The sequence below is a fragment of the Glutamicibacter sp. 363 genome, from assembly GCF_052379505.1.
Classification (GTDB): domain Bacteria; phylum Actinomycetota; class Actinomycetes; order Actinomycetales; family Micrococcaceae; genus Glutamicibacter.
Window position 1 is genome coordinate 96127 of record NZ_JBQSYR010000005.1, and the last position, 13064, is coordinate 109190.

The 13064-nt window shown below is 62.3% G+C and carries 11 protein-coding genes; 6 read left to right on the plus strand and 5 right to left on the minus strand.

Features of this window, described 5'->3' with window-relative positions:
• Positions 1-10 precede the first annotated feature (10 nt).
• Both purN and ACT3UA_RS04615 read left to right on the plus strand, forming a co-directional pair.
• Positions 11-580 carry a phosphoribosylglycinamide formyltransferase gene (purN, locus tag ACT3UA_RS04610; protein WP_096289096.1) on the plus strand — a complete coding sequence of 190 codons (570 nt, stop codon included), beginning with the start codon at positions 11-13 and terminating at the stop codon, positions 578-580.
• A gap of 33 nt (positions 581-613) precedes the next feature.
• Positions 614-2128 (plus strand): SDR family NAD(P)-dependent oxidoreductase, encoded by a 1515-nt coding sequence (locus ACT3UA_RS04615; protein WP_176484310.1) that lies wholly within the window; start codon positions 614-616, stop codon positions 2126-2128.
• Between the two features lie 125 nt (positions 2129-2253).
• Here the strand turns inward: ACT3UA_RS04615 and ACT3UA_RS04620 are convergent, their stop codons facing one another.
• Positions 2254-2922: a zf-HC2 domain-containing protein gene (locus ACT3UA_RS04620; protein WP_176484309.1), complete on the minus strand. Its 669-nt coding sequence runs from the start codon at positions 2920-2922 to the stop codon at positions 2254-2256.
• Entirely contained in the window at positions 2919-3422 is a 504-nt protein-coding gene (locus tag ACT3UA_RS04625) for a sigma-70 family RNA polymerase sigma factor (protein WP_096289094.1), read from the minus strand. The genes ACT3UA_RS04620 and ACT3UA_RS04625 overlap by 4 nt, the downstream gene beginning before the upstream one ends.
• 242 nt (positions 3423-3664) lie before the next feature.
• On the opposite strand from ACT3UA_RS04625, the gene ACT3UA_RS04630 reads away from it, so the two are divergent.
• A complete protein-coding gene (locus tag ACT3UA_RS04630; RefSeq protein WP_096289092.1) occupies positions 3665-4183 on the plus strand; it encodes a COG4315 family predicted lipoprotein in 519 nt (172 codons plus the stop codon).
• 95 nt (positions 4184-4278) lie between these two features.
• Here ACT3UA_RS04630 and ACT3UA_RS04635 read toward each other — a convergent pair whose 3' ends face one another.
• Complete coding sequence (locus tag ACT3UA_RS04635) at positions 4279-7299, minus strand: alpha-mannosidase (protein ID WP_096289090.1); 3021 nt, start codon at positions 7297-7299, stop codon at positions 4279-4281.
• A 220-nt stretch (positions 7300-7519) separates the two neighbouring features.
• On the opposite strand from ACT3UA_RS04635, the gene ACT3UA_RS04640 reads away from it, so the two are divergent.
• Positions 7520-8434 (plus strand): N-acetylglucosamine kinase, encoded by a 915-nt coding sequence (locus ACT3UA_RS04640; RefSeq protein WP_096289265.1) that lies wholly within the window; start codon positions 7520-7522, stop codon positions 8432-8434.
• On the opposite strand, the gene ACT3UA_RS04645 is transcribed toward ACT3UA_RS04640, so the two are convergent.
• Both ACT3UA_RS04645 and ACT3UA_RS04650 read right to left on the minus strand, forming a co-directional pair.
• Positions 8417-8908: a hypothetical protein gene (locus ACT3UA_RS04645; RefSeq protein ID WP_255248538.1), complete on the minus strand. Its 492-nt coding sequence runs from the start codon at positions 8906-8908 to the stop codon at positions 8417-8419. The genes ACT3UA_RS04640 and ACT3UA_RS04645 overlap by 18 nt on opposite strands.
• An 83-nt stretch (positions 8909-8991) precedes the next feature.
• Positions 8992-10329, minus strand: a complete 1338-nt coding sequence (locus ACT3UA_RS04650) for an MFS transporter (RefSeq protein WP_255248537.1) — start codon at positions 10327-10329, stop codon at positions 8992-8994.
• A 154-nt stretch (positions 10330-10483) separates the two neighbouring features.
• On the opposite strand from ACT3UA_RS04650, the gene ACT3UA_RS04655 reads away from it, so the two are divergent.
• Positions 10484-11233 carry a DUF4303 domain-containing protein gene (locus tag ACT3UA_RS04655; RefSeq protein WP_176484308.1) on the plus strand — a complete coding sequence of 250 codons (750 nt, stop codon included), beginning with the start codon at positions 10484-10486 and terminating at the stop codon, positions 11231-11233.
• A 102-nt stretch (positions 11234-11335) separates the two neighbouring features.
• The gene (gene purH / locus ACT3UA_RS04660) at positions 11336-13006 is read left to right on the plus strand and encodes a bifunctional phosphoribosylaminoimidazolecarboxamide formyltransferase/IMP cyclohydrolase (protein ID WP_096289259.1); all 1671 of its coding nucleotides are present in this window, start codon (positions 11336-11338) and stop codon (positions 13004-13006) included.
• Positions 13007-13064 lie beyond the last annotated feature (58 nt).

Genomic DNA, 13064 nt, shown 5'->3' on the forward strand with positions numbered 1-13064 from the left:
AATAGCCTGTATGCGCATTGTTGTACTTGTTTCCGGAACCGGTTCGAACCTTCAATCGGTCATTGACGCCGTGGCAACTGGCGAATTGCCTCATGTAGAGATCGCCGCAGTCGGTGCGGACAAGCACGGCACCTACGGCGTTGAGCGTTCGGCGGCCGCCGGCATCGAAACCTTCGTGGTCAATTTCAAGGACTACGCCGACCGCGGGCAGTGGAATCATGAGCTCACCGAAAAGTGCCTGTCCTACCGGCCCGACTACGTGGTTTCCTCCGGATTCATGCGCATTGTCGGCGAGGAATTCATCGATGCTTTCGACGGCACGTACATCAACACTCACCCGGCCTTGCTGCCTTCCTTCCCGGGAGCCCACGGCGTGCGGGACGCCTTGGCCTATGGGGTCAAGGTCACCGGCTGCACGGTGCACATCGCCGACGCCGGGGTAGACACCGGCCCGATCCTACGTCAAGAAGCCGTGGCAGTGCGCGACGAGGATACCGAAGACACCTTGCACGAACGCATCAAGCTGGTCGAACGCCGCTTGCTGATCGATACCTTGGCGGATCTGGCAACGGGCAAGTAGCCAGCAACGGCACAAAGTAGACTGGATGGCGACATGACTGAACATCCACACCCGGCAGAGCCCACCGGCGACGACGCCCACTTTACCGAAGCCGAACTCGAAACCGCCCTGAAGGTCTTGGGCATGGTGCACCGGCTTCCCAGCGAGGATGAGCGGCATATCGCCGTCCGCCGTGCCACCAGCAACATGTTCAAGGCCGCCAAACGCCACCGCAAATCCCAGAAGCGCGCCGAAATCACCGCGGCAGACCGGGCGGTCATCGAACGCACCGCCACCGGCTCGCCACATCGCTTGGATGACGAAACCCTGGGTCTGGATCTGAGTTCCTCCGCCGCGGAGCAAAGCGCAGGTGAATACCTGCGCCCGCGCGGCTGCTACATCTGCAAGCAGCGCTACACCACGGTCGATGCCTTCCACCATTACCTCTGCCCCGCCTGTGCCGCGCAGGGCCGCGAACGCCGGGACGCCCGCGCAGACCTCAGCGGAAGACGCGCACTGCTCACCGGTGGCCGGGCAAAAATCGGGATGCATATCGCGCTGCGCCTGCTGCGCGACGGCGCCCACACCACCATCACCACGCGTTTCCCACGCGACGCGGTCCGGCGTTTCGCCGCGATCGAAGACTCGGCAGACTGGATGCACCGGCTGCGCATCGTCGGAATCGACCTGCGTGACCCCGCTCAGGTGATCTCGCTGGCCGACCGCGTCGCCGCCGAAGGCCCGCTTGACATCCTGATCAATAACGCGGCCCAGACGGTGCGGCGCACCACCAATTCCTACCAGCACCTGATCGAAGCCGAGCATCAGCAACTTCCGGCTGAGCTCGAATTCGTGCGCGGCGGACCGGAACTGTGGGGCGAGGCCAATCCGCCGACAGAACACCCCAAGGCGCTGGCCAGCGCGTTCCGGCTCGAAGATTCAGCCCTGCTGGCACCGGCAGCCCATGCGCAATACGATGCGCAGGCGCTCGCCGAACTAGCGATGACCGCGGGTTCGGCCACCCTCGAAAAAATTGCCACCGGCACCGCGATCGACGCCGGCGGGCTGGTGCCCGACGTGGTCACCGAAAACTCCTGGACGCAGATCCTGGGGGACGTCGACGCGCTGGAAATGCTCGAGGTGCAGCTGTGCAACGTCACCGCGCCGTTCCTGCTGGCCTCGCGGCTGCGCCCGGCGCTGGCGGCCTCGGACGCGCACCGCAAGTACATCGTGAACGTCTCGGCCATGGAGGGCCAGTTCTCCCGGCGCTACAAGGGCGCCGGGCACCCGCACACCAATATGGCCAAGGCCTCGCTGAACATGCTCACGCGCACCAGCGCCGAGGAAATGCTGGCCACCGACCGGATCCTGATGTCCGCGGTGGACACCGGATGGATCACCGACGAGCGCCCGCATGACTCCAAGGTCCGCATGGTCGCCGAGGGCTGGCACGCGCCGCTGGACCTGATCGACGGGGCGGCCCGGGTCTACCAGCCGATCGTCGACGGGGAACGCGGCATCGACCTCTACGGCTGCTTCCTCAAGGACTACGAGCCCTCCCCCTGGTAGGCCACCGGCCACATCCCGGGCTGAGCGAGGCTCGTACCGGGAGCGGCTAGATTCTTGCCCGCCACGCTGGCCGGGCGCCAACCGGATGGCAGGATCACTGGCTGCCGGCGGTGGACCGCCAGCAGCTAGCTTGACTGCGGCGCGGGATGCGCAGGCAATTGCAGCTCGGCGAGAACTTTCGAATCGACGTCGCGCAACTGAATCGAGGAAATCTCGTCCAGCTGCACGGGGACGGCACCGGTCATCTGGGTCTTGCCCGTTTTCGTGGCGCTCCAAGCGCCAGCCTGGTCCACCGCGCCGGTGGAATCGACCACCCAGAGCGACAGCGTGCCCTGAGTGGGAAGTCCGCTACCTTCGAATCGGAGTTCGGTGCCCCAGGCCTTTGCATTCAGCCCCAGACCGACCTGTTGCCCGGTGAGGCCAACAACCTCATAGCTGGCATCCGGCGCCGGGGCTGGGCGCACTACCGGGGCCAGGAAGACCCCGGCGGCCACCGAAGCTGCGACAGCGACCGCGAGCGCCGACCGCTGAATCAGGCGCCGCGAGCGCCGCCGGGCACGCAAGGAGTCCAGCAAATCAACCTCGGCAGTCACCTCTGGTTCTGTGGGGCGCGGCTCCAGCAAGGTCCGCGCAGTGCCCGCGTCCACCGAACCTAAACGCCCGGCCACGGGAGCGAAGACAGCCAATTCCTGCCGGCATTCCAAGCATCCGGACAGGTGCAGTTCGAAGGCAGCCTGCTCATCAGGGCTCAGCCCGCCGAGCACATGCGCTCCAAGATCAATGTGCTCGTTCACTGCCCAACCCCCATCTCCTCCAAGATCCCGCGCAGGGAACGCATCGCGTAGTAGGCCCGCGATTTCACCGTACCCTCCGGGATGCCTAGATCCTGTGCTGCCTGCGCCACCGTGGAACCGAAATAATGCAGATGCAAAACTACCTTGCGGTGTTCGAAGCTCAAGCGCATGAGCGCTTCCTCCATCAGTATCCGGTCCAAGGCCTCGGATATTTCTCGCGAGGTGTCGCCGGCCTCCGGATCGGTTTCGCCCAAGGGCTGAGCCGAAATTCGGGCAGCCGCCCGGCGGTGCCGATCGATAATCACATTGCGCGCCGTCGCAAACAGATAACTGCGCAGCGAGCCGGTCAATACCGGCGCAGCCTTCCAAACTTTTAGCACGGTCTCCTGCACCACATCTTCGGCCTCGTCCCGATTGTCCGCGACACGCAAGGCAAAGCGCCGCAGCGCCTCTCCATGCTCGCGGTAGATGTCGGAGACTACCTGTGCGTCTAATGGCACCTTCGCTCCAGTCGGTCGTCGTGAGGGCAAAGCTTCACCCACTAAGACGCGCCGGTACGGAAAATGGTTCATTCACATTCCAAGTATGCGCAGAAAAAATTGCAAAAACATGAACCAGAACACATTTCTCTGCGTCTTAGACATTGAGGGCAGTTTGCGGGCAACTCTGCTCAATGGCCTCGCGTGGATTCGGTCTTGGCCGGGGCCAGACCGCTCAGCCCGTCCGATGAAAGGAATGCATCATGAATACGATCAGCCGCAGGAAATTTGCTGCTCCCGCCGCGGTGTTATTTGGCGCGGCCTTGCTGCTTGCCGGTTGCGGTGGCGGCGCGGGCAGCGGCGACGACAGCGGTGGCGGCATGTACGGCGGGCCGAAGAGCACCTCCGAAGCGCCGATGGACACCGCTGCGGGCGTTGACTTGGGTGTTGCTTTCACGAGTTTGGGTGATGTCGTGGTGGACGCGAACGGCATGACCCTGTACTACTTCACCAACGACACGGCCGGCACCACGACCAGCGCCTGCACCGGCGAGTGCCTGGCCAATTGGCCGATCGCCACAACCACCAGCGACACCCCGACCCTGGAGGGAGTCACCGGCGAAGTTGGAACTATCACCAGTCCCGAGGGCGAAATGCATCTGACGCTCAACGGAATGCCGCTGTACACCTTCATCAGTGACAGCAAAGCGGGTGATGTTGCCGGCCAAGGGGTCAACGAAGTCTGGTACGCGGTCGCACCCGACGGGACGATGATCCAGTAGCGGCGCCGGATACTGCGGTCGACTCACGGAGCGTCAAGGGGTACCTGGTCCACGCGAGACAGCGCGTGGACCAGGGGCCCCTTGCCTGCAGCCGGCTAGCTGGCCAAGCCGAAGCGAACCGTGCGCACCTCGAAGGCGCCCAAGGCAAGGCGCACCTCAGCGTCTGCCACCTCGGGGCCGTCCTCGGGGAGCGCATCTTCCAGCAGGCTCACGGTACTCGCCGCCGCGATTTTTGCGTTGATTTTCAAGCTGCCGCGCGCTCGCCGTCCCAGCGACTCGTAGACCCGAACTACCAGGTCGCCGGAGCGATCGGAGGCAAGCTTCACGCTGGAAACCACCAGTCCTTCGCCGTCGAGGGTGACCAGCGGAGCCACCGGCGTGGCACCCTGGATGACCCGCTCGGCGCTGTTCAGCAAGGCTCCGGCCTCGGTCGCCGAGGCGATATCCGCACCGATGACCAAACCGTAGCGGTGGGTCTGGCGCCCCTGGTCGGTTTCCGGGTCCGGGAACCGCGGAGCGCGCAAGAGCGACAAGCGCAAGGTGGTGGAGATGCCGGCCTCGGTGGAGTCGCGGGTGACATCGAAGCCATAGATGGAATCGTTGATCAGTGCCGCACCGAAGCCGGGCTCCTGCGCGAGCACGAAGCGGTGCATGGAGGTTTCAAACTTTGCAGCCTCCCAACTGGTGTTCACGTGGGTGACTCGTTGGTGGTAGCCGAACTGCGTCTCAGCGATCGTATGCTCCGCACGAATATCCAGCGGGAAGGAGACCTTGAGGAACTTCTCCGCCTCATGCCAGTCGGTGCTCTGCTTGATCTGCAGGGTCCGGGAGCCAGGAGCTAGAACGAGCTGTTGTTCGATCTTGGAATTCGAGAAGCTGCGCAGAATTTCCAGCGTCACGCTTCCATCCGCTTCACGGGAAAGCTCCATCGAGTCCACCGCGCGCAGGTCGGTGACCTGATTGCGGTAGTACTTGTCCACGTCCCAGGCATCCCACATATTCGGGAAGTCCTGATGCAGCTGCAATAGGTTCGCCACCTGCCCCGGAGCGATGGTTTCCCGGCCGGTAGCCACATCGATTGCGGAGCTCACCAGACCCTCGGCGGTGACGAAAATCCGCACCAGAGCGTTCTCCAGCAGGTATCCGCCCTCATGCTCGGCGATCTGCACCGCCTCGTGTTCGGCTGCGCAAATTTCGCCGGCGGCCCCGAAGGGTATGCCCGCACGGGCAAAGGCTGCGCCGTTGAAGGTCAGCGACGTCGTGCCCGTTCCGGCGAGCGTTTGCTGCGCTGCGCCAATGAGCGCTTCTGCTTCCTCGATGACCTGCCCGTACCGGGCCACCACCTCGCGGTGCACCCAGGCGATCGAGGTACCCGGAAGGATGTCGTGGAACTGGTGCAGCAATACCGTCTGCCATAGCGCGTCGATCCGCTCGTAGGGGTATTCGGCGCCGGCATAGATGGCGGCGGTGGCCGCCCATAGTTCGGCTTCTACCAGCAGCTGCTCGGTGCGCCGGTTCCCCTGTTTGGTCTGGTGCTGGCTGGTGAGCGTGGCGCGGTGAAGCTCAAGATAGAGTTCGCCCACCCAGACCGGCGGGCTTGGCAACTCCTGCTGGGCGCGGTCGAAGAAGTCGTTGGGATGTTCCCACTTCACCGTGGCGCTGCCTTCAAGGTTTGCCAGGCGGCGTGCCTTGCCGGTCATCTCGCGCGTGGTTCCGCCGCCACCGTCGCCCCAGCCCACCGGGGCGATCGAATTGTTGGTCAGCCGTGACTCGCGGAATTGTCGGGAAGCCTTGGCGACTTCCTCGCCGGAAAGCTGCGAGTTGTAGGTATCCATGGAGGGGAAGTGGCTGAATATTCGCGATCCGTCGATTCCCTCCCACAAGAATGAGTGGTGCGGGAATTTATTCTGCTGGTTCCAGGAGATCTTTTGGGTGAAGAACCATTCAAAGCCTGCCCGGCGCATCAGCTGCGGCAGCGCGGGGGAGTAGCCGAAGGAATCCGGAAGCCACACTCCGGCCGAGGTGATCCCGAATTCGTCGCGGAAGAACTTCTGTCCATAGAGGAATTGACGGACCAGCGACTCCCCGGAAGGCATCACCGTGTCCGATTCGACCCACATGCCCCCTAGGGGGAGGAAACGGCCGTCGGCCACCGCCTTTTTCACACGGTCCCACACTTCGGGGCGGTGTTCCTTCAGCCAGGCGTATTGTTGAGCGCTGGACATTCCGTAGAGGAACTCATCATCGTAATCCAGCAGTTCCACCATGGAGGAACAGGTGCGTGAGACCTTACGGATGGTTTCGCGCAGTGGCCACAACCAGGCGGAGTCGATATGCGAGTGGCCGATCGCCGAAATCTGATGGGCGCTGTGTTCCGCCGGGGCGGCGAGCACCTGGGAAAGACGGTCGCGTGCGGCCTGCGCGGTGTCAACGATGCGCTGCAGGTCCAGCACGTCCATTGAGTTATCCAGCGCCTGCAGAATCTGCATGCGCCGTGGACCGTCGGGCAGCTCGGCTTGCAGATCCAGCAGCACTTCAAGGTCGAGGACCAGATCATGGACGACCGGTTCGAAGACCGCTAAATCCATGCGGCGAGTGGTGTAGAGCTTGCGCGGGGACGAAGTAAGGATATCTCCCTGCTCGGTGGGCAAGAACGGGTGATAATCCAGGAGCACCGGATTGGAAGCTGCCTCCAAGAAGAGCTCGAGTTGTTCACCGCCTTCGGCTGACTCGCTGACCGGAACCCATTGATTGCGCGGGTTCAGCGCCTTGATGGTAATCCCGTCGGGACGGTAAATCAGCCCTTCGCACTGGAACCCGGTCATGTTGGCATCGAAGCCTAGATCAATGACCGCCTCCACGCGGCGTCCGGCCCAACTTTCTGGGATCTGTCCGCGAAGCCTGAACCAGGTGGTACCCCAAGCGGCACCCCACGCGCCGCCGACCTGGGTCGGCGTGTAGTCAAGGGCAATACCTTCCACGGCGGGGATCGGTTCACCTGGCAGCTCATGCCACGACACCTCCAGCGGGACAGAATCCGAATACACCGAGGGAAGGATTCGTTCATTGAGGACGCGTTTGACGCGTCCGGTGGTCAGCGAGATGTCATCATGCATGAATGCCTTTCTCGGAACAAGGGTTCCTTGAGAACAGTAAGCTTGCTTTTAGACTATCCAATAAGCGGAATGGTTGAGCTCTCCACCGCGCTCTCACGTGGACGGTTCTGCAAGATCGCGTTCTGTGCAGGTGGTTTGGCTGCTTGCTCGGCCATTGGGCAAGCGCGATGAAAAGCTAAAGCCGGGTAAGAGCCCGAAGAGACGGCAGACAAAGGTCACCATGGAATCGACGCACGCAAGTGAATCAGTACCGCTTCGACTGATCGCGCTCGATATCGGTGGAACAAAAACGCACGCGGTGCGCTACCTGGACGACCAGATCGTTGCAGAGGTTCGCACCGGCAGCGCCAACGTGCAAAACGTCAGCCTGGATGAAGCCCGGCAGGCGCTACGCGAAGCGTTCGCGGAACTCGGCGAACCGCAGGTTGATTTGGTGATTGCAGGTGCCGGAGGGATCGACACCGACGCCGATAGCCTGGCGCTGCGCAAGCTCATCGAACCGTTTGTTCCGGATGCGGAGGTCCGGGTGGTGCACGATACCCGGCTGATCCTGGCCGCCGGGCAATCGGACCTGGGGATCGCGGTCATTCTGGGAACCGGGTCAGCGATTTGGGGTCTGAATTCCGCCGGGCAGACCGCACGGTACGGGGGATGGGGTTACCTGCTGGGAGACGAAGCAGCGGGCTACTGGTTTGGCCGAGAGGCGGTGCGCCACGCCCTGGATGAGTTCAACCGAGGTCGGCGCGAGTCGGCTCTGACCTCGTCGTTGCTGGAGCATGTCGAGTGCGCGAATCCCGAAGAGCTCATTGGGCTCTTCCACAAGCGAAGTTCGCGTGAATACTGGGCTCGGTGCGCACCGCTAGTTTTCCAAGCTATTGCGGCGGGGGATGCTGCGGCCGAAGAAATTCTTCAGCAGGCGATCACCTTTGTGGTCTCCAAGGTGTGCGTTGTCGCCGGCCAGCTGGGAATCTCCGCTCCCATAGTGCTCGGCGGTGGGGTAATCGAGCACCAGCCCATTTATCAAGAGCGCCTCCGCGCGGCACTAGCCGCCGAAGGTTTCGAGGACCTTCGCTTCTTGGCCCGAAGCCCGGTGCACGGGGCGGCATTCCTTGCCGGCCTAGCGGATGATCTCTAAGGTTTTCACAGGGATGCTGCACGAAGCGCGAGCGATAGCCAGCCCGCCGTAAATCCGGTTGTTCACCCCGGTGTCATCGCACCAGTCCACCGCGTGCGGAAAGGCGCTGATAGCCGCCTTGCCAAGTTCCATGTCCTGCGGCACTTCGAAGGTGTAGCTGAACTTCCCGGCATCGCCCATGGATTCGGTGGTGTGGATGACTTCGTTGCCTTGCACATCGGTGATGCTGATTTCCACCTGGGCTTGGGGTCCGTAACGAGGGTCGCAATCCGCATCTGGTGCCGAAAATTGCACCGGTTCTCCGCGCTGCGCGGTCCCGTGGGACAGCGAAAATTCCGGCGGCATGCAGGCCGAATCCGGCCAGGTGGCCGCGCTGCAGGAGGCCAGCGTTCCCGCCAGGGCGCCCGCGAAAATCAGCGGGAATGCTACCCGGTGCGTGACGCCGAGTGGCCGCACAGTTCCGAGCCTAGGCATGAGCTCACAATACCTCGGCAAGCAAGGAAAAAGTCGCCTCGTCCACCACGAAGTATTCATGCTCCCTTTAGCTTGCGCGGTTCCTAGTGGAGGTCGCGCCCGCGGGTCTCCGGGGCGAAGCGGGCCATGAACAACACCGCGAGGATCACCAAGAAGGTAGCCCCGGCGAAGAGCCAGGGAAGTCCGACGATCGGCCATAGCGCGGCGAAGAGCAACGGACCAAAACCCGCGGCAAAGCGGGACATGGTTGAGGCCCAGCCGAAGCCACTGGCGCGCAGTTCGGTCGGGTACAGCTCGGAGACGTAGGCATACAACACCGGAATCGCCACCTGGACCACAACGCCGAACACCAGAATCCAGGCCACCGCGGTGGCCGGTGCATCCAGGCTGACTGCGACCACGATCAGCACGATCCCCGCCAGTGGTGCGGAGATGCCGAGCAGCCATTTGCGGCCCACTCGCTCTACGAGCAAGGCGGCGATCAGCACACCGACCAGACCCATCAGGGCCATCACCGCGGTGGCGAAAAACGAGGCGGACTGCGCCATGCCGGCTTCGGTCAAAATGGTGGGAAGCCAAGTCAGTGCCAGGTAGTAGACGAGCAAGACGGTGACGAACAACAGCCAGCTGGTTGCCGTCAGCTTGGCCGAGTAGCGCCACAGCTCCACGACTTGCTCCCACCAGCGTGGTCCCTTGCCAGATGGGGCCGCCTCGATGACGTAGTCCCGAGGTGCGGCACCGGTGCGCTGCACCAATTCATCGATGACTTGTCGGGCTTCGACCTCGCGTCCCTTGGCCGCCAGGAACAGCGGGGATTCGGGCATCTTCAAACGCACCAGAAACACCATGAAGGCCGGAAGGATCATCACCGCGAGAATCAAGCGCCAGTTCTCGGCAGTGGCCATAACCCACCCGGAAACGAAGAAGGACAGCGCCGCGCCGATGGGCCACCAGCCATCCATTGCCGTGAGCACCCGTCCGCGCAGTTTTGCCGGGGTGAATTCGCCAACCAGGGCGTAGTCCACCGGAATGCAGCCTCCCAGACCTACTCCTGCAAGGAAGCGGAAGACAACAAAGAAACCAAAGTTAGGGGAGAGCGCGCCAAGCACGGTGAATATCGAAAACATCAGCAAGGTAAGTGAGAAGGCATTTTTGCGACCGTATTTGTCCGCGATCCCACCCCAGAGGAAGGCGCCAAGCGCCATGCCCACCAGGTTAGAGGTTCCAAGCAACGCGGCTGTGGGGCGGTCCAGGCCCCATTCGGCGGCCACCAACGGGATGAGCGCACCGTTCAGGGTCACGTCCCAGGCATCAAACATGAAGCCCAGCCCGCCAATGATGAAGATGGTGCCTTGCACCTTCCATTTGAAGGGCAGCTCCTGCACAATGTGCGTGCCGGAGGGGAGTATGGCAGTTGACACTGTCGTTGGCCTTTCCTTGGATTGGCCACATAAAGTGCGGCACGCTTCGCGTCGAAGCATACCGAAACCTGTAGCTTCAGCGCACCTCATTACGCCTTTTGCACCGCTTCGTCAAGGCCTGTTGCGCGTGGCCAGAAGGGAGTATTCTCTGGTCATGGGAGTAGATTGGACCGCTCTCGAAGAGGCGATACGGGTGGCTGCCCTTCGACACGCGGCGGAAGTGATTGCCGAACACCCGGAACAGAACTTCTATGCCATTGCCCTGCATGGGGTCAGCACCTCGGAGAGCGAGAACATCGCTATGCCGCTGCTGGCATTAAATTCTGTTGAAGCGCTCGAACGCGATCGCCAAAGCGAATCTCGGGACTTACTGGTGGAACGCGGCGAAGATCTCGACGAGGACGACAACTACGAGGATCGTTCGGACGCTGAGGTTCAGGGGCAGCTCAGCGTTGAGCATGTCACCGAATCCGAGGATGAGTTGCAAGACTCCGCGGATGAGACCGACGCGGACGAGGACAGCGAAGATCTCGATGCCGTCCTGAGCGCCATCGAGGCAGATCTCGAAGAAGACGATGGCGACAGTTTCTACTCAGATAAGTGGGAACCGAGCGATTGGCATTGGTCCGCAATCGATCTATGCCAAGACCCGGCCGCGCAAATCTGGTCAGATGCGATGACGGATCTAGCTACCCGCGAAGGGTGGGAGAGCACAATTAAGCGTTATTATCACACCCTCGTTGCCGTCGCTCAGTCATTGCGTGAGGAGCTGAACGAACGGACAAAAGTCGACTTGGTCGCCTATGTTGCCGACGACGATCATGCAGAAAAACTGCTCGAACTCTGCCTGACACCGCAGCAGCTCGTCGAGCATTTCCCGCAGCTGGAGCAACCAGTTCAGTAGCGCTGACATGAACTGAAGAATCGCCTGCTTCCGGCGCTAGAATAGGAAAGGCGACCATTGGTTGCCCGCCCCTTTTCATCTCACCGCCGGGAGAGCATTTTCGTGAGTAAGACCGTCTTGGATCGTGTGGCCATCCGCCGCGCCTTGATTTCCGTATACGACAAGACTGGCCTGGAGGAACTGGCCGCCGGACTGCACCAAGCTGGCGTGCAGTTGGTCTCCACCGGTTCCACCGCCAAGAAGATCGCGGCAGCAGGGATTCCAGTCACCGAGGTAGAGCAGGTAACCGGCTCCCCGGAAATGCTCGATGGCCGTGTGAAAACCCTGCACCCGCGCATCCACGGCGGCATCCTCGCCGACCGTCGCGTGGGCGAACATATGGACACCCTGTCCGCCATGGATATCGAGCAGATCGATCTAGTCGTGGTGAACCTTTACCCATTCGTCCAGACCGTAGCCTCGGGAGCCAGCCAGGATGAGGTTGTCGAGCAGATCGATATCGGAGGACCTGCCATGGTCCGCTCGGCCGCGAAGAACCACGCAGCCGTGTCCATCGTGGTGGACCCAACCTTCTACTCCAAGGTCGTCGAGGCCGCCGCAGAGGGCGGCTTCGATCTGAAGACCCGTCAGCGTCTGGCAGCGAAGGCCTACGCCCATACCGCGGCATACGACACCGCAGTGGCTTCTTGGACCGCCAGCCAGTTCCTTGACGAGGACGGCGACGGTGTTATCGACTGGCCAGCCTACGCAGGCGTAGCCCTGCAGCGTGCCGAAGCCCTGCGCTACGGTGAAAACCCGCACCAGCAGGCAGCCCTGTACGTTGATGAAGCGGCCCCAGCCGGTATCGCTCAGGCGGACCAGCTGCACGGTAAGCCGATGAGCTACAACAACTACGTGGATGCCGATGCGGCGCTGCGCGCCGCTTTCGATTTTGAGCAGCCCGCGGTGGCAGTGATCAAGCACGCCAACCCCTGTGGTGTTGCGGTCGCTTCCCCGGAGGCGGCCAATCCAATCGCCGAGGCCCATGCCAAGGCGCATGCCACCGATCCGGTGTCGGCTTTCGGCGGTGTCATCGCCGCTAACCGCACGGTGACCAAAGCAATGGCCGACACGGTCAAGGGCATCTTCACCGAGGTGGTCATCGCACCGGACTTCGAACCAGAAGCAGTAGAGATCCTCTCGGCCAAGAAGAACATCCGCCTGCTGGCATTGCCAGAGGGCTACGCGCGCAACGCAAACGAGTTCCGTCAGGTTTCCGGCGGCATGCTGGTGCAGGCCAGTGACAAGATCACTGCTGCCGGTGACGACGTGGCGAACTGGACCCTTGCAGCCGGCGCAGCTGCCGACGAGAAGACGCTGGCAGATCTTGCCTTCGCTTGGCGTGCGGTGCGTGCGGCGAAGTCGAACGCAATTCTTATCGCCAAGGACGGTGCAGCCGTGGGTATCGGCATGGGCCAGGTCAACCGCGTCGACTCGTGCAAGCTTGCGGTCGAGCGCGCCAACACCCTCGGCGTGAAGGTTGAATCCGGTGCAGATGCCGCCGGGGGCGCGGAAAACGTTGACGGCTCCGCTTCTGAACAACGTTCCGAAGGCGCCGTTGCCGCCTCGGATGCGTTCTTCCCGTTCGCCGATGGCCTGCAGATCTTGCTTGACGCCGGAGTGAAGGCTGTCGTTCAGCCTGGTGGTTCGGTTCGTGATGAGGAAGTTATCGCCGCGGCGAATGCTGCTGGCATCACCATGTACTTCACCGGAGCGCGTCACTTCTTCCACTAGGAAATTTCCACGGTGCGGGCCGTCAAATCATCAATCATTGATGATTTGGCGGCCCGCT

What these genes read in the sequence shown, in the direction of transcription:
- ACT3UA_RS04645 (WP_255248538.1), bottom strand. Translation starts at nt 8,908, where the DNA reads ATGCCTAGGCTCGGAACTGTGCGGCCACTCGGCGTCACGCACCGGGTA.
- purN (WP_096289096.1), top strand. Translation starts at nt 11, where the DNA reads ATGCGCATTGTTGTACTTGTTTCCGGAACCGGTTCGAACCTTCAATCG.
- ACT3UA_RS04615 (WP_176484310.1), top strand. Translation starts at nt 614, where the DNA reads ATGACTGAACATCCACACCCGGCAGAGCCCACCGGCGACGACGCCCAC.
- ACT3UA_RS04640 (WP_096289265.1), top strand. Translation starts at nt 7,520, where the DNA reads ATGGAATCGACGCACGCAAGTGAATCAGTACCGCTTCGACTGATCGCG.
- ACT3UA_RS04630 (WP_096289092.1), top strand. Translation starts at nt 3,665, where the DNA reads ATGAATACGATCAGCCGCAGGAAATTTGCTGCTCCCGCCGCGGTGTTA.
- ACT3UA_RS04635 (WP_096289090.1), bottom strand. Translation starts at nt 7,299, where the DNA reads ATGCATGATGACATCTCGCTGACCACCGGACGCGTCAAACGCGTCCTC.
- ACT3UA_RS04655 (WP_176484308.1), top strand. Translation starts at nt 10,484, where the DNA reads ATGGGAGTAGATTGGACCGCTCTCGAAGAGGCGATACGGGTGGCTGCC.